The sequence below is a fragment of the Porphyrobacter sp. THAI-01a genome (assembly GCF_056868655.1).
Window position 1 is genome coordinate 749,415 of record NZ_CP180579.1, and the last position, 14,458, is coordinate 763,872.

Below are 14,458 nucleotides of genomic sequence, written 5' to 3' on the forward strand. Positions count from 1 at the left end.
GCTATGGCCATGCGCGATGAGGCTCGAAGTGACAAGCGAAGCCCTTGCCGCCATGCGCGCCGCCGCTGCCGCGGCGCATCCGCGCGAGGCCTGCGGGATCCTGCTGGGCGAAGGGGCCCGCATCCTCGAGGCGCGCCTTGCCGCCAATGTCCATCCCTCGCCCGAGACCCATTTCGAGATCGACCCGCAGGCCCTGATCGACGCCTACCGCGCCGCCCGCGCCGGGGCGGCTGAGGTCGTCGGCTATTTCCACTCGCATCCGCAGGGGCAAGCCGTACCCTCCGCCACGGATCGCGCCTGCGCTGCCGGGGACGGCCGGATCTGGGCGATCCTTGCGGGAGAAGACGTAAGGTTCTGGCGGGACGGGGAAGCGGGTTTCACCGCTCTTTCCTTTACCATGATCGATGGTTAGGAAAGGCGCATGATTTCCCGGACCGATCTTGCCGCGATGCTGTGCTCGCGCCTGTGCCACGACATGCTCTCGCCGGTCGGCGCGCTCGCCAACGGGCTGGAGCTGCTCGCCGACGAGCAGGACCCGCAGATGCGCGCCAAGGTGGTCGAACTGCTCGAGCAGTCGGCGCGGATCAGCACCGACAAGCTCAAGTTCTTCCGCCTCGCCTTCGGGGCGGCCGGCGGCTTCGGCGAGGCGATCCCGGTGGACGAGGCGCGGGCCGTGATCGATGCCCTCGCCGCCGATGCCAAGCGGGTCGAGGTCAACTGGGCGATCGCCGAACCCAGCCTGCCCAAGCCCGCCGTCAAGGTGCTGCTCAACCTCGCCCAGATCGCACTGGATGCGCTGGTGCGCGGCGGATCGCTCGACATCGGGGCGGAGCGGCGCGACGGGGCGGTGGAGATCGTCGCCCGCGCGCGGGGCGAGCGGATCGCCTTCGACGAGACCATCGGCCGCGCGCTGCAGGGCGATCTCGACGAGGCCGAGATCACCAGCCGCACCGCCGCCGCCTACATGATCGCGGTGCTTGCCGAGGAGATGGAGGGCGGCCTCCAGTACAAGCTCGGCGATGGCGCGCTGGTGCTGGGCGCGGTGCTGCCCGAGCCCGAAAGCATGATCGGATAGGCGCAAGAAGGGGTGATGATGGGGGGAGAGGACGAACTGGTTCACGAGGAACGCCTCTCGCCCAATCATGACGAACGCGCGCTGCCGGTCAGCATGGTGGTGCTGCACTACACCGAGATGAAGCCGGTCGGCACCGCGATCGAGCGGCTGACCGATCCGGCCGCCAAGGTCAGCGCGCATTACCTCATCACCGAGGAGGGCGGGGTGATCCGGCTGGTGCCCGAGGATCGCCGCGCCTGGCACGCCGGGGCGAGCTACTGGCGCGGCATCCCCGACGTCAATTCGGCGAGCATCGGGATCGAGCTCGATCACCCGGGCCACGGGCTCGGCTATCGCGGCTTTGCCGAGGCGCAGATCGACGCGCTGATCCCGCTGCTGGCGCGGATCGTGAAGCACTACGACATCCCGCGCGCCAACGTAGTCGGCCATTCCGACGTCGCGCCGATGCGCAAGACCGATCCGGGCGAGCTGTTCCCGTGGGATCGCCTCGCCGAATACAAGCTCTGCCTGCCGCGCCCGCAATGCCTTGCGGCGGGCAACCCGTTCCACAACGAGGGCAGCTTCTTCCTCGCGCTGGAACGCTTCGGCTACGACATCACCGATCAGGCGAAGGCGGTCGAGGCCTTCGAGCGCCGCTGGCGGCCCGAGCGGATCACCGGCGTCCCCGACGGGGAGGTCGCCGCGATCCTGTGGCAGCTGCTGCTCGATCGCGACCAGGGGCGCACGCGGTGAGGACTTGCAAGGGATTCGGCCACCGCCGCGGCGGTGCCGGGTAAGGAGAGAAGACGCTTAAAGAGGGGGATCACATCATGTTGACAAGGAAACTCGCGGCCGAGTTCTTCGGCACCTTCTGGCTGGTGTTCGGCGGGTGCGGATCGGCGGTGCTTGCGGCCGGCGTGCCGGAGCTCGGCATCGGCTTTGCGGGCGTCAGCCTCGCCTTCGGGCTTACCGTGCTGACGATGGCCTATGCCGTGGGCGGGATCTCGGGCGGGCACTTCAACCCGGCCGTCAGCCTCGGGCTTGCCATCGGCGGGCGTTTTTCGTGGAGCGAACTCGCCCCCTACTGGGCGGCGCAGGTGATCGGCTCCTTCTGCGCGGCGGGCGTGCTGTTCGTGATCGCGAGCGGGACGGCGGGCTTCGAGGCCGGCGGCTTCGCCTCCAACGGCTATGGCGAGCTGTCGCCGGGCGGCTATTCGATGACCGCCGCGCTCGTCGCCGAGGTGGTGCTGACGGCGGGCTTCCTGGTGGTGATTCTCGGGGCGACCTCGCCCAAGGCACCGGCGGGCTTCGCGCCGATCGCCATCGGGCTGGCGCTGACGCTGATCCACCTCGTCTCGATCCCCGTGACCAACACCTCGGTCAACCCGGCGCGCTCGACCAGCGTCGCCTTCTACGCCGACACCGCGGCGGTCGGGCAGCTGTGGCTGTTCTGGATCGCCCCGCTGGCGGGCGCGGCGATCGGCGCGCTGGTGTGGAAGCTGCTGCTGGCGCCGGACGAGAGCCTCGCCAATATCGGCGGGCACGAACCGGTCACAGCCTGACCTGATGCACCCGGGGCGGCGGTTTTGCATTCGCCGCCCATCGCGCCTATAGGCCGACCCGTCAGGGGGCCCGAGGCAGCCGCGTGTCCTTCGGGACGCGAGGAAAGTCCGGGCTCCACGAAACAAGGGTGGCGGGTAACGCCCGCCGGTCACGCCTTCGGGCGGGGCAAGGGAAAGTGCCACAGAGAGCAGACCGCCGATGGCCCGCTTGCGGGCACAGGCAAGGGTGAAAGGGTGCGGCAAGAGCGCACCGGGGGGCCGGCAACGGCAACCGCATGGCAAACCCCACCCGGAGCAAGGCCGAATAGGGGTCTCGCGCCTTCCGCAAGGAGGGCAGGCGTGTTTCGCGCCGAGAGACCCGGGTTGGCTGCTAGAGCCGTCGAGCAATCGCCGGCCCAGATGAATGGCTGCCGCCGCGGGGCCGGTCCGTCAGGATACCGCCCGCGGAGACAGAACCCGGCTTATGACGGCCCCCTGATGATTACCCACCCTGCCGCATTGCTCCATCGCGGCAGACGGGTGGTTCAGCCCGCCTTGTCGACATACTGGTCATAGGCCTCGAGCGCCTGGGCGGCATACATCGCGCTGGGGCCTGCGCCCATGTAGATCGCAAGGCCGATGGTCTCGGCCAGTTCCTCGCGGCTGGCGCCGTGCTTGCGCGCACCCTCGACGTGGTATGTGATGCACGGATCGCAACGCACCGCGACCGAGATTGCGACCGCCAGCAGTTCCTTGGTCTTGGGATCGAGCGCGCCCTGCGCATGCGCGGCCCCGCCCATCTCCCGGAACGCCTTCATCACGCCGGGGGCGGCCTTGTGCAGTTCGCGCACGGCAGGGGTGAGACCCGCGGCCATCGCCGGCCAGTCCTTGAATTGGGTATGCGCCATCGTCGGCTCCTTGGCTGTCGAGCCCGAGCCTAAGCAGATCGCCCGCTGTGCGGACATTGACCGGGATCAAGTTTTCCCGGGAGCCGGGATCAGACCCGGCCGACGCTGATGTAGGTGAATCCCGCCGCGCGCATGTCGTCGGGCTTGTAGATGTTCCTGAGGTCGACCAGCACCGGCGCCTTGGCGATCTGCTTGATGCGGCGGAAATCGAGTGCGCGGAAGGCGTCCCATTCGGTCACGATCACCACCACGTCGGCGCCTTCGATCGCCTCGTAGGGGTTGCCGCACATGGTCACCTCGGGCAGCAGCGGGCGGGCCTGCTCCATCCCCTCGGGGTCGTAGGCGGCGACCGCCACGCCCGCATCCATCAGCGTCTGCGCCACCGCGATCGCCGGGCTGTCGCGCATGTCGTCGGTGTTGGGCTTGAAGGTGAGGCCGAGCAGCGCCGCCTTCTTGCCGCGCGCCTCCTCGATCCCGCCCAGTGCGTCGACGACCTTGCGGCCCATCGCCCGTTTGCGGCTGTCGTTGACCTTGACCACCGCCTCGACGATCCGCGTCGGGCTGTCGTAGTCCTCGGCGGTCTTGAGCAGGGCGAGGGTGTCCTTGGGGAAGCAGCTCCCGCCATAGCCGGGGCCGGCATGCAGGAACTTGGAGCCGATGCGGTTGTCCATCCCGATCCCGCGGCTGACGTCCTGGACGTTCGCGCCGACCTTCTCGCACAGGTCGGCCATCTCGTTGATGAAGGTGATCTTGGTCGCGAGGAAGGCGTTGGCGGCATACTTGATCAGCTCGCTGGTGCGGCGGCTGGTGAACAGGATCGGCGATTCATTGAGGAACAGCGGGCGGTAGACCTCGCGCATCACCTCGCGGCCGAATTCGTCCTCGGCGCCGATGACGATGCGGTCGGGGCGCTTGAAATCGCCGATCGCCGCGCCCTCGCGCAGGAATTCGGGGTTGGAGACGACCGAGACGCGGTGCGCCGTGCCGGTCTCGCGGATGATCCGCTCGACCTCGTCGCCGGTGCCGACCGGGACGGTCGACTTGGTGACCACCACCGCATCATTCGCCAGCTTCTCGCCGACCTCGCGCGCGACTTCGTAGACGAAGGTGAGGTCCGCGTGCCCGTCACCCCGCCGGCTGGGGGTGCCGACCGCGATGAAGATCGCGTCGGCCCCGGCGATGCCTTCGCCCAGATCGGTGGTGAAGCTGAGGCGCCCGGCCTTCACGTTGCTTTCGACCAGCGCATCGAGCCCGGGTTCGTAGATCGGCATGATGCCGGCGTGCAGGCGGTCGATCTTGCCCTGGTCCTTGTCGATGCAGACGACGTCGTGCCCGAAATCGGCGAAACACGCGCCCGACACGAGCCCGACATAGCCCGAACCCACCATCGCAATCTTCATGTCCGGCTTTCCCTGAAATGCAGTCTGTGAAGCGGCACGCACCTGCGTGGCACCGCCGTCTATGGGCTAACGCGGGCGCTCGCCATGGAAAATCGCGATGGATCCGGCCTCGTCGGTGCAGGCCTGAAGGATCCGCCGCTGATCGCCCTCGAGCACGAGGGCTGTAAGCACACCGGAGCGGAAAGCGCCAGTGTCGATGCCGATGCGGTTGCCGCAGTCCATCACCCGGTCGAAGATCGTGTGGCCGTGGACCACCACCTTCTCGAGCGGCCCTTCATGGCTCAGGAACCGCTCGCGGATCCACAAGAGGTCGCTGCGTTTCTGTTCGGCGAGCGGGCGCGACGGGTCGATCCCGGCATGGACGAAGACATAGTCTCCGGCGCGGATCATCGTCTCGAAGGAGGCGATGTAGTCGCGGGTCGCCTGCGAGACGACCTGGGGCAGGCGCTCGAAGATCTCCTCCAGTTCCAGCCGCGCCAGCTGCTTGCTGGAGAAGCCGTAGCTCAGCACCGTCTCGTGCCCGCCGTGCTTGAGGAAGTGGCGCAGCGCCTCGGGTTTGGTGAAGGCGGCGAGGAACATCTCCTCGTGATTGCCGGCGAGGATGCGCACGTTGCGGGCCTGCTGCCAGGCGCGCGCGCGTTCGACCACGCCCGCGCTGTCCGGCCCGCGGTCGACGAGATCGCCGAGCAGGACGACGTGATGATCGAGCCCCGGCGCGGCGGCGATTTCCTCCTCGATCGCGGCAATCATCGCGTTGAACAGATCGAGCCGCCCGTGGATGTCGCCGACCGCGTAGTAGCGCGTGCCCGCCGGCACTTCCGGCAGCTTGGCCGGCGGTGGGGGACGGAAAAATTCGCGCAGTCTATGAAGCATGATCGATCAGGCTGTCCGGTTATGCGGCTCCGGCCGGTTCTGCCGGAGGGCGGGGAGGCGCGCCGCTTTGGCAGAGGGGCGCGCATACTCCCGACAACGCAGGTGCGCAACAGACCCTCCGGCGCGCACGATGGACGGTGCGAAATTGGCGTTCAACGGACATCGCACGCCAAGCGTCAGTCGAGCGTGAAGCTGACCGTCGTGACCACCCGCACCTTCTTGTAGGGGCTGTCGGCCATGCCCCAGCCGCCGGCCTCGCCGTCGCGCGCCTCAATCTCGAAGTAGCCCTGCGTGGCGTTGCGGATCTTGCCGACACCCGAGTCCGAATCCTTGGCGAACTGCTCGGCGGCGGCACGCGCGTCGCGGGTGGCGGCGGCAACCATGTCGGGCTTGATGTCGTTCAATTTGGTGAAGGTGTAGGCCATCCCGGAGCCTTCCTCGAGGAACACCCCGCGGCCCACCAGATCGAACTGGCGGGCGACCGCCTTCTGCGCGCGGGCGATGTCGGTGGTGCGCAGCGCGAGGCGCTGGCGGACGGTGTAGGTGGTGATCCCGTCGCTGGTGAAGCTGGTGACGTTGGCCCCGGTCGGCTGGAGCGCATCGGCGGGGAAGCCCAGTTCCTTGAAGAAGGCCTCGATGTCGGCGGTGTCGCGCCGCACCTTGTCCTGCGCCTCGGCAAGGCTGGCCGAGGAGGCGGAATAGGAGATCGTCCAGGTGGCGAGATCGGCGGTCACGTCGCGCTCGGCCAGCCCGCGCACGGTGACCGCGCGCTCGGCATCCTTGGCGCGCAGCAGCCCGTCACCCAGCAGGTATCCGCCCGTAATCATGCCGACCGCGAGGATCCCCGCCGCGCCGAACCAGCGCAGGTTGTCGGGCCCGCCGAGGCCACCGCCCGGCGCAGTCGCAGGTTGCATCTCGTCACCGCTCATCGCATTGTCCCCCGTAAGAGTTGGTGCGACGAGTTGTGCACCAGCGTCGATGAACCGTTTTTGAATGGAAAGCCCGATGGTCAAATACCTGCACTCGATGATCCGCGTCGCCGACCCGGAGGCAACGGTCGCCTTCTTCAAGCTGATCGGGCTCGAGGAGGTGCGCCGCTTCGACAGCGAACAGGGGCGCTTCACGCTGATCTTCCTCGCCGCGCCCGGGCAGGAGGGCCTTGCCGAGGTCGAACTGACCTACAACTGGCCGCCCGCAGACGGCAGCGCGCCCGAGGAATACACCGGCGGGCGCAATTTCGGCCACCTCGCCTACCGTGTCGCCAATGTCTACGAGACCTGCCAGCGGCTGATGGACGCCGGCCACACCATCCATCGCCCCCCGCGCGACGGGCACATGGCCTTCGTCAAGTCGCCCGACGGCATTTCGATCGAACTGCTCCAGGAAGGCTATCTCGAACCGGCCGAGCCGTGGGCCAGCATGCCCAATGTCGGCAGCTGGTAGGCGTCAGGTTTACTGGACGCCCGCAATTAAAACGATTTAAACCACCAAAAGAATCAAGAGTATTGCATTAAACGCCGTGTAAACGTAGGTTGACGCCTTACTTGGGGAAGGGGGTCGCCTTGTCCATCACGGAGCCTGGTCTGTGGCAGGGGCTTGCCCTGCTGCAGCACGAACTCCTGCTTTTCGCAGGCGTGTTCTTCCTGATCGGGGCGCTCGACGATCTGGCGGTCGATGCCGCTTATCTCTGGCTCAGGGTGACAGGGCGCGCGGTGACGCCGCGCCGCAGTCGCGGGGCGTTGCTGCGCCGCCCGCTGTCGGGGCCGGTCGCGGTGCTGATCCCGGCCTGGCAGGAGTCCGCGGTGATCGGCCAGACCATCCGCCACCTGTTCGCCACCTGGCCGCAGCCCGAGCTGCGCCTGTTCGTCGGCTGCTACCGCAACGACCCCGCCACGCTCGGCGCGGCGATCGCCGCCGCGCGCGGGGATGTGCGCCTGAGGCTCGTGATCCACGGCCATAACGGGCCGACCACCAAGGCCGATTGCCTCAACCGCCTCCACGCCGCGATGGCGCTCGACGAGGCGCGCAGCGGCCGCAGCTTCGCGATGGTGGTGTTCCACGATGCCGAGGACATGGTCGATCCCGGCGCGCTCGGCCTGCTCGACGAGAGCGTGGCGGCGGGCGCGGACTTCGTGCAGCTGCCGGTCGAGCCGCTGGTGCCGCGCCAGCGCCCTTGGCTCGCGCGGCACATCGGCGCCCATTACTGCGAGGAATTCGCCGAGGCGCATGGCAAGGCGCTGGTGGTGCGCGATGCCCTGGGCGCGGCGCTGCCGGGGGCGGGGGTGGGCTGCGCGGTATCGCGCCGGGCGCTGGGCTGGCTGGCCGCGCGGCAGGGCGCCGAGGGCGGGCAGGGCCTGCCCTTCGCCAGCGATTCCCTGACCGAGGATTACGAGCTCGGCCTCGCCATCGCCGCCGCCGGGGGGCGCTGCCGCTTCGTGCGGGTGCGCGGCGACGACGGGCGGCTGATCGCCACCCGCGCCTTGTTCCCGCACCGTTTCGACACCGTCGTGCGCCAGAAGAGCCGCTGGGTGCTCGGCATCGCCTTGCAGGGCTGGGACCGCGTCGGCTGGGACGGCGGGGTGAGCGAATACTGGATGCGCGCGCGTGACCGGCGCGGGCCGATGACGGCGCTGGTGCTGCTGGTGGGCTATGCGCTGGTGGTGCTCACCGGCGCGATGGGGCTGATGGTGGCGACAGGCCTTGCCGAACCGCCGCCGCTGACCCCGCTGCTGGCGGCGGTATTGATCGCCAACGGCCTCGCCTTCGGCTGGCGGATCGCGATGCGCTTTGCCTTCACCGCGCGCGAATACGGGATCGGCGAGGGACTGCGCGCGGTGCTGCGCCTGCCGCTCGCCAACGTCATCGCGATCATCGCCGGGCGGCGCGCGGTGATGGCCTATATCCGCACGCTGGGCGGAACGGCGGCGGCCTGGGACAAGACCGAGCACGACTATCACCCGACCGAGGCCCGCCTCGTCGGCGCGGTCCGTCGATGACAGGGGCGGCCCGCCGCGCTCCGGCCCGCGGCGGGCCGCTGGTGATGCTCGCGCTGCTGATCGGCGGCTGGGGCGCGGCGCGCGTGATGTGGTGGGAGCACCCCTTCGTGCCGGACGCAGGCGCGGTCGCCATCCCGGTCGCGATGCGGCGCCCTGCGGCGACATGGGACGGCTTGGCGCCGCCGCTGACGTCGCGGGAGACATGGACCGGCATCCCGGCAGCCGGAGACCTGCCTCGCCAGCGGCGGGAGCGCCGCGACGTTGCCGCGCCCGCAAGGCTCGCCCCGCGCGCGCGCGTTGCCGCCGGGGACCTGGCGCCTGCTGCCTCGGCGGACATGCGAGCGCCCGAAGCCGCCCCGCCGACCGCACCTGCATCCGCGCCCTTTCTCCCTCCGCCTGCAAGCGCGGCCACCGTCCCCGCGCCGACCTCTGCAAAGCCGGGGCGCTGGTCGCTCGATGCCTGGGCCTTCTGGCGGCAGGGCTCCGACGCCGCTCCGGTCAGCCAGGGGCGCGTGCCGATCTACGGCGCGAGCCAGGCGGGCGCGGTGCTGCAATACCGCCTCGCCCCGTCCAGCCCGCGCGACCCCCGCCTCTACGCCCGCGCCTACCGGGCACTGGTGCGGCGGGGGGAGAGCGAAGTCGCGGCCGGCGCCTCGCTTCGCCCCCTGCCGCGCGTGCCGGTGCGGGTGGCGGGCGAGCTGCGCTATACCGACGCTGCCTTTTTCGACGATTGGCGCCCTGCCGCCTATGCAGTGACCGAGATCCCCCCGCTGCCCCTGCCGCTCGGCGCGCGGCTCGAGGCCTACGGGCAGGCGGGTTGGGTCGGCGGCCGGGGAACGACCCCCTTCGCCGATGGGGTCGCCGCCATCACCCGCGAGGTGCCGCAGGCGGCGCGGCTTGGCGACACGGCCCTGCGCGTCAGCCTCGGCCTTGCCGCATGGGGCGGGGCGCAGCGCGATGCGGAGCGGTTCGACATGGGCCCGACCGTCAGGCTCGACACTCGTATCGGCACGGTGCCCGCGCGCCTCACCGTCGACTGGCGCGCGCGGGTGGCGGGCGATGCCTCCCCCGGCTCTGGCGTCGCGGCGACGCTCTCCACCGGTTTCTGAAGGGAAGGGCCGGGCGGTCTGCAACAAGAGGTCGGCGCGATCATGGAACAAGTATCCGGCGCGGCTTTCAACGCCCCGCCGCCTCGGCTAGCCTGCCCCGCATGGACGTCTACCTGCCCATCGCGAATCTCTCGGTCAACGGGCTCTACATCGTCCTTCTGGGCGGGCTGACGGGCATCCTGTCGGGGCTGTTCGGCGTCGGCGGCGGGTTCCTGACCACCCCGCTGCTGATCTTCTACGGCATCCCGCCCACGGTCGCCGCCGCCTCTGCCGCCACGCAGGTCACCGGCGCGAGCGTATCGGGCGTGCTCGCCCATTCGCGGCGCAAGGGGGTGGACTACCGCATGGGCGCGGTGATGGTCGGCGGCGGGATGATCGGCGCGCTGATCGGCGCGGCGCTGTTCAGCGCGCTCCAGGCGGTCGGCCAGATCGATGTGGTGATCTCGATCCTCTACGTGGTAATGCTCGGCTCGATCGGCACGCTGATGATGCGCGAGGCGATCGAGGCGCTGCGCCCCGGCCTGTTCGGCAAGAGCGGGCCGCAGGTCAGGAAGCGCCGCCACCATCCGCTCGTCGCCAGCCTGCCCTACCGCTGGCGCTTCTACGCCTCGGGGCTCTACATCTCGCCGCTCGCGCCGATGATCCTCGGCATGGCGGTCGGCGTGCTGACCATGCTGATGGGGGTGGGCGGCGGGTTCCTGCTGGTGCCGGCGATGCTCTACATCCTCGGCATGAGCGGCAACGTGGTGGTCGGCACCTCGCTGTTCCAGATCCTGTTCGTGACGATGGTGACGACCATGACCCACGCGCTGACGACCAAGGCGGTCGATCTGGTGCTGGCGGCGCTGCTGCTGCTGGGATCGGTGCTGGGGGCGCAGTTCGGGACGCAGATCGCCCTCAAGGCGCGGCCCGAATACCTGCGCCTCGCGCTCGCCGCGCTGGTGCTCGTGATCGCGCTGAGGATGCTCTACGGCCTCGGCGTCCAGCCCGACGAGATCTACACCGTGGTGCCGCTTTGAGGCTGGCCGGGCGGCTTGCCTGCCTGCTCGTCGTGTGGGGGGCGCTGACAGCCACCCCCGCGCTCGCCCAGCGCGAGCCCGTGCTGGTGCCCGCCGTCAGCCAGTCGCGGATCGAGGTGCGGCAGGGCTTCACCGGCGCGCGGCTTCTGCTCTACGGCGCGGTGATCGACCCCGAGGGCACGGGAGGGCGCGGCACCGACTATGATATCGTGGTGGTGCTCAAGGGCCCGACCGAGCCGGTGCGCATCCGCGAGAAGGAGCGCATCGCGGGCATCTGGATGAATGCCGGATCGAGCGACTTCCGCTCCGCCCCTGCCTTCTTCGCGGTCGCCTCCTCGCGGCCCGTGGCCGATATCGTCGACGAGCGGACGGCGGCCATCTACGAGCTCGGCACCGACTTCATCCAGCTCTCCCCCTCGGGCCAGATCGATCCCGAGGAACAGGCCCGTTTCGCGCAGGGGCTGGTGGCGCTGCGCCGCGGGCAGGGACTCTACCAGGAGAACCCGCGCGGGGTGCGGATCGCCGAGAAGGTGCTCTACCAGGCGCGCATCGACCTGCCCTCCAACGTCACCACCGGACGCTACACCGCCGAGACTTTCGCCATTGCCCGCGGCCGGGTGCTGGCGAGCGCGACCGCGCGGATCGAGGTGGTCAAGGCCGGGCTCGAGGGGCAGGTGGTCACCGCCGCCCAGCGATGGTCGTTCTTCTACGGCCTCGGCGCGATCGCGCTGTCGCTGGGTATGGGCTGGCTGGCCGGACGGCTGTTCGCGCGGGCCTGAAGCCCTTGTCTTGGAAAGGTTTGCGTTGACGCGATCTTAACCTCGTCGGCCCTATCCCCCGGGGGATTGCGCAGAATAGCGCGAGGGAAGGGCGCCAATGACCGATCACCCGAGACAGGATTTCGAGCGTTTCACCGGGCCCGACCCGGTCGGCGCCGAGGAAGTGGCGGCGGCCTATGCCCGCGGCACCCACGAGAATTCGCGCCTGCCGATCGGCGTGGTGCTGGAGATCTCGGGCTCGGGCTCGCAGATCGCGCTCGACCTGCAACGCATCAACGAATGCATGAAGGATGCCGATCCTTCCGTCCAGATGGCAGGGCAGGTCGGCAGCCAGGTCAAGATCCGCGTCGGCGATGCCTGGCTGCTCGCCAACGTGCGCGACCAGCGCAAGGACCGCCGCACCGAAGGCGGGATCATCGCCCATATCGACTTTCTCGGCGAGGGCGGCGAGGAGAAGCTGACGGGCCGCATCCACGGCTTCAAGCGCGGCGTCACCCGCTATCCGATCCCCGGCGCGATGATCTATCCCGCCACCACCCGCGACCTCGAACAGATCTACGCCAGCGACGGGCGCGCCAGCATCACCATCGGCAAGGTCTTCCCGACGAGGGACATCCGCGCCGGCCTCTACATCGACGCCATGCTCGGCAAGCACTTCGCCCTGCTGGGCTCGACCGGCACGGGCAAGTCCACCAGCGCCGCGCTGATCCTGCACCGCATCTGCGAGGCCGCGCCCAAGGGTCACATCGTCATGATCGACCCGCACGGCGAATATTCCGCCGCCTTCCGCACCACGGGGCAGATCCTCGACGTCTCGAACCTCCAGATGCCCTACTGGCTGATGAACTTCGAGGAACATTGCGAGGTGCTGCTCACCAGCAGCGGCAACGAACGCCAGGTCGATGCCGACATTCTCGCCAAGTGCCTGCTGGGCGCGCGGCAGAAGAACCGGCTGGCGCAGACGATGGGCAAGATCACGGTGGATTCGCCCATCCCCTATCTCCTGTCGGATTTCGGCAACATCCTCCAGGACGAGATGGGCAAGCTCGACAAGGCGACCTCGAGCGCGCCCTACATGCGCATCAAGGGCAAGCTCGACGAGATCAAGGCCGATCCGCGCTACCAGTTCATGTTCTCGGGCATGCTGGTCGGCGACACGATGGCCGACTTCATCGGCAAGATTTTCCGCATGCCGGGCAACGGCAAGCCGATCTCGATCATCGACGTCTCGGGCGTGCCGTCCGACATCACCTCGACCGTGGTCGCGGTGCTGAGCCGCCTCGTGTTCGACTTCGCGATCTGGGGCCGCGAGGAGAAGACCCGGCCCGTGTTGCTGGTGTGCGAGGAAGCGCACCGCTACGTGCCGAACGAGAAGAACGCCGATGGCTCGTCGGTCGGCAAGATCCTGAGCCGCATCGCCAAGGAAGGCCGCAAATACGGCATCTCGCTCGGCCTCATCACCCAGCGCCCCTCGGACCTTGCCGAAGGCGTGCTGTCGCAGTGCGGCACGATCATCTCGATGCGCCTCAACAACGACCGCGACCAGGCCTTCGTGAAGGCCGCCATGCCCGAAGGCGCGCGCGGGTTCCTCGATTCGATCCCGGCACTGCGCAACCGCGAATGCATCATCTGCGGCGAGGGCGTGGCGATCCCGATCCGCGTCAGCTTCGACGCGCTCGAAGAACACAAGCGTCCGGCTTCGGAAGACCCGAGCTTCGTCGAACTGTGGAACCGCGACGGCGGCGAGGAAGAACTGGTCGAGCGCGTGGTGATGCGCTGGCGGAGTCAAGGTTGATAGCGGGCCCGCCTCCGCGGGCCCGTCCTCGGTGCTGTTCCCTCCGCTACGCTACGGGGCACCTGCGGCTCGCGCGCGTGCGCTCGCGGTCGCTGCGCGACCGAAATCAGCCCTTCATATCGTGGGAGGCGGTGCCTCGGCCCGCCAACGGACGGGCTGCAAGGCCGAACGGCCGCCCGCAGGTGCCCGTAGCGTAGCGAAGGAGTAGCGCCGAGGACGTCCGCGCGGAGGCGCGGACGCAAACAAACTACGTCCCCCGCGTATCCCCGTAGAGATGGATGTGCATCCGGTCGCTCATCCGGAAGCCGTGCTTCAGGCACAGCTCTGACAGCCACGCCTGCCGCGCGCGCAGGGTCGCGCTGTCGGTGCCTTCGGCCATCAGGAACACCCGCTCGGGCCGGAAACGGTAGCGGTCGTGGAGCGCCAGCACTTCGTCCACGTCCTCGGGCGAGGCCACCACGAACTTGAGGAAGGCGCGCGGGTCGCTCGCCCAGGCGTCGAGCCGCTCGGGGATCAGCGCGAGGTCGGCGGGGTTGCCGCTGTGCGCGAGCTTGGGGCTGACATTGTACTGATCGACCCGGACATCGAGCCGCACGAGGGGCGCGACGGTGCCGTTTGTCTCGATCTCGACCGCAATGTCGGGCAGGTGCGCGAGCATCTCGGCGAGCGCAGGGGCCTGAAGCAGGGGCTCGCCGCCGGTGATGACGAGGCGCTTCTGGCCCAGTGCCGCGATCCGCTCCGCCGTTTCGGCCGGCGAGAGCGTCACCTGGTTGGCCTTGCGGTCGAACGCGATCCCGTCGCGGTGCGGCCGGTTGTCGCCCTCGAACCGCCACGTATAGGCCGTGTCGCACCAGGTGCAGGCGAGGTTGCAGCGCGACAGGCGCACGAAGGCGACCGGCATACCGGCAGACGGCCCTTCGCCCTGAAGCGAGGCGAAGATTTCCGGCCCGTTGGTGTCGTCGGTGGCGAGGGCGAGGTTCATGG

The 14,458-nt window shown here is 69.2% G+C and carries 15 protein-coding genes and 1 other RNA gene; 11 read left to right on the top strand and 5 right to left on the bottom strand.

The features are described 5' to 3' along the window. The first annotated feature begins 28 nt into the window (after positions 1-28). The 5 genes from ACMX37_RS03665 to rnpB all read left to right on the top strand — a co-directional run bounded on the left by ACMX37_RS03665 (position 29) and on the right by rnpB (position 3,096). A complete protein-coding gene (locus tag ACMX37_RS03665) occupies positions 29-412 on the top strand; it encodes a M67 family metallopeptidase (RefSeq protein ID WP_483147566.1) in 384 nt (127 codons plus the stop codon). Positions 413-421: 9 nt separating this feature from the next. Continuing rightward, positions 422-1,075 (top strand): histidine phosphotransferase family protein, encoded by a 654-nt coding sequence (locus tag ACMX37_RS03670; RefSeq protein ID WP_483147567.1) that lies wholly within the window; start codon positions 422-424, stop codon positions 1,073-1,075. Positions 1,076-1,093: 18 nt separating this feature from the next. Then, entirely contained in the window at positions 1,094-1,807 is a 714-nt protein-coding gene (locus ACMX37_RS03675; RefSeq protein ID WP_483148351.1) for an N-acetylmuramoyl-L-alanine amidase, read from the top strand. Positions 1,808-1,887: 80 nt separating this feature from the next. Continuing rightward, positions 1,888-2,616: an aquaporin Z gene (gene aqpZ, locus ACMX37_RS03680; RefSeq protein WP_483148352.1), complete on the top strand. Its 729-nt coding sequence runs from the start codon at positions 1,888-1,890 to the stop codon at positions 2,614-2,616. 63 nt (positions 2,617-2,679) lie between these two features. Further along, positions 2,680-3,096: RNase P RNA component class A (gene rnpB, locus ACMX37_RS03685), an RNA gene on the top strand. A 44-nt stretch (positions 3,097-3,140) separates the two neighbouring features. On the opposite strand, the gene ACMX37_RS03690 is transcribed toward rnpB, so the two are convergent. The 4 genes from ACMX37_RS03690 to ACMX37_RS03705 form a co-directional block, all read right to left on the bottom strand. Beyond that, positions 3,141-3,503, bottom strand: a complete 363-nt coding sequence (locus ACMX37_RS03690) for a carboxymuconolactone decarboxylase family protein (protein ID WP_483147568.1) — start codon at positions 3,501-3,503, stop codon at positions 3,141-3,143. 89 nt (positions 3,504-3,592) lie between these two features. Further along, positions 3,593-4,903 (bottom strand): UDP-glucose dehydrogenase family protein, encoded by a 1,311-nt coding sequence (locus ACMX37_RS03695; RefSeq protein ID WP_483147569.1) that lies wholly within the window; start codon positions 4,901-4,903, stop codon positions 3,593-3,595. Between the two features lie 66 nt (positions 4,904-4,969). Next, positions 4,970-5,776 (bottom strand): metallophosphoesterase family protein, encoded by an 807-nt coding sequence (locus tag ACMX37_RS03700; protein WP_483147570.1) that lies wholly within the window; start codon positions 5,774-5,776, stop codon positions 4,970-4,972. Between the two features lie 176 nt (positions 5,777-5,952). Then, complete coding sequence (locus ACMX37_RS03705) at positions 5,953-6,705, bottom strand: SIMPL domain-containing protein (RefSeq protein ID WP_483147571.1); 753 nt, start codon at positions 6,703-6,705, stop codon at positions 5,953-5,955. 76 nt (positions 6,706-6,781) lie between these two features. Between ACMX37_RS03705 and ACMX37_RS03710 the strand changes: the two genes are divergently transcribed. The 6 genes from ACMX37_RS03710 to ACMX37_RS03735 all read left to right on the top strand — a co-directional run bounded on the left by ACMX37_RS03710 (position 6,782) and on the right by ACMX37_RS03735 (position 13,474). Next, the gene (locus tag ACMX37_RS03710) at positions 6,782-7,219 is read left to right on the top strand and encodes a VOC family protein (RefSeq protein WP_483148353.1); all 438 of its coding nucleotides are present in this window, start codon (positions 6,782-6,784) and stop codon (positions 7,217-7,219) included. A gap of 119 nt (positions 7,220-7,338) precedes the next feature. Further along, the gene (locus ACMX37_RS03715; RefSeq protein ID WP_483147572.1) at positions 7,339-8,772 is read left to right on the top strand and encodes a glycosyl transferase family protein; all 1,434 of its coding nucleotides are present in this window, start codon (positions 7,339-7,341) and stop codon (positions 8,770-8,772) included. Then, positions 8,769-9,881 carry a hypothetical protein gene (locus tag ACMX37_RS03720; RefSeq protein WP_483147573.1) on the top strand — a complete coding sequence of 371 codons (1,113 nt, stop codon included), beginning with the start codon at positions 8,769-8,771 and terminating at the stop codon, positions 9,879-9,881. The genes ACMX37_RS03715 and ACMX37_RS03720 overlap by 4 nt, the downstream gene beginning before the upstream one ends. Before the next feature lie 101 nt (positions 9,882-9,982). Continuing rightward, entirely contained in the window at positions 9,983-10,900 is a 918-nt protein-coding gene (locus ACMX37_RS03725; RefSeq protein ID WP_088915152.1) for a sulfite exporter TauE/SafE family protein, read from the top strand. A gap of 32 nt (positions 10,901-10,932) precedes the next feature. Beyond that, positions 10,933-11,679 (top strand): TIGR02186 family protein, encoded by a 747-nt coding sequence (locus ACMX37_RS03730; RefSeq protein ID WP_483147574.1) that lies wholly within the window; start codon positions 10,933-10,935, stop codon positions 11,677-11,679. Positions 11,680-11,776: 97 nt separating this feature from the next. After that, on the top strand, positions 11,777-13,474 hold the full coding sequence (locus ACMX37_RS03735; RefSeq protein WP_483147575.1) for an ATP-binding protein: 1,698 nt from the start codon (positions 11,777-11,779) through the stop codon (positions 13,472-13,474). A 247-nt stretch (positions 13,475-13,721) separates the two neighbouring features. Here ACMX37_RS03735 and ACMX37_RS03740 read toward each other — a convergent pair whose 3' ends face one another. Beyond that, positions 13,722-14,456: a 7-carboxy-7-deazaguanine synthase QueE gene (locus tag ACMX37_RS03740; RefSeq protein ID WP_483147576.1), complete on the bottom strand. Its 735-nt coding sequence runs from the start codon at positions 14,454-14,456 to the stop codon at positions 13,722-13,724. Positions 14,457-14,458: the final 2 nt, after the last annotated feature.

Excerpts from the sequence above, each read along its gene's own strand:
- ACMX37_RS03735 (WP_483147575.1), top strand. The coding sequence starts at position 11,777 with ATGACCGATCACCCGAGACAGGATTTCGAGCGTTTCACCGGGCCCGAC.
- ACMX37_RS03675 (WP_483148351.1), top strand. The coding sequence starts at position 1,094 with ATGGGGGGAGAGGACGAACTGGTTCACGAGGAACGCCTCTCGCCCAAT.
- ACMX37_RS03720 (WP_483147573.1), top strand. The coding sequence starts at position 8,769 with ATGACAGGGGCGGCCCGCCGCGCTCCGGCCCGCGGCGGGCCGCTGGTG.
- ACMX37_RS03710 (WP_483148353.1), top strand. The coding sequence starts at position 6,782 with ATGGTCAAATACCTGCACTCGATGATCCGCGTCGCCGACCCGGAGGCA.
- ACMX37_RS03690 (WP_483147568.1), bottom strand. The coding sequence starts at position 3,503 with ATGGCGCATACCCAATTCAAGGACTGGCCGGCGATGGCCGCGGGTCTC.
- ACMX37_RS03670 (WP_483147567.1), top strand. The coding sequence starts at position 422 with ATGATTTCCCGGACCGATCTTGCCGCGATGCTGTGCTCGCGCCTGTGC.
- ACMX37_RS03700 (WP_483147570.1), bottom strand. The coding sequence starts at position 5,776 with ATGCTTCATAGACTGCGCGAATTTTTCCGTCCCCCACCGCCGGCCAAG.
- ACMX37_RS03740 (WP_483147576.1), bottom strand. The coding sequence starts at position 14,456 with ATGAACCTCGCCCTCGCCACCGACGACACCAACGGGCCGGAAATCTTC.
- ACMX37_RS03725 (WP_088915152.1), top strand. The coding sequence starts at position 9,983 with ATGGACGTCTACCTGCCCATCGCGAATCTCTCGGTCAACGGGCTCTAC.
- ACMX37_RS03695 (WP_483147569.1), bottom strand. The coding sequence starts at position 4,903 with ATGAAGATTGCGATGGTGGGTTCGGGCTATGTCGGGCTCGTGTCGGGC.
- ACMX37_RS03705 (WP_483147571.1), bottom strand. The coding sequence starts at position 6,705 with ATGAGCGGTGACGAGATGCAACCTGCGACTGCGCCGGGCGGTGGCCTC.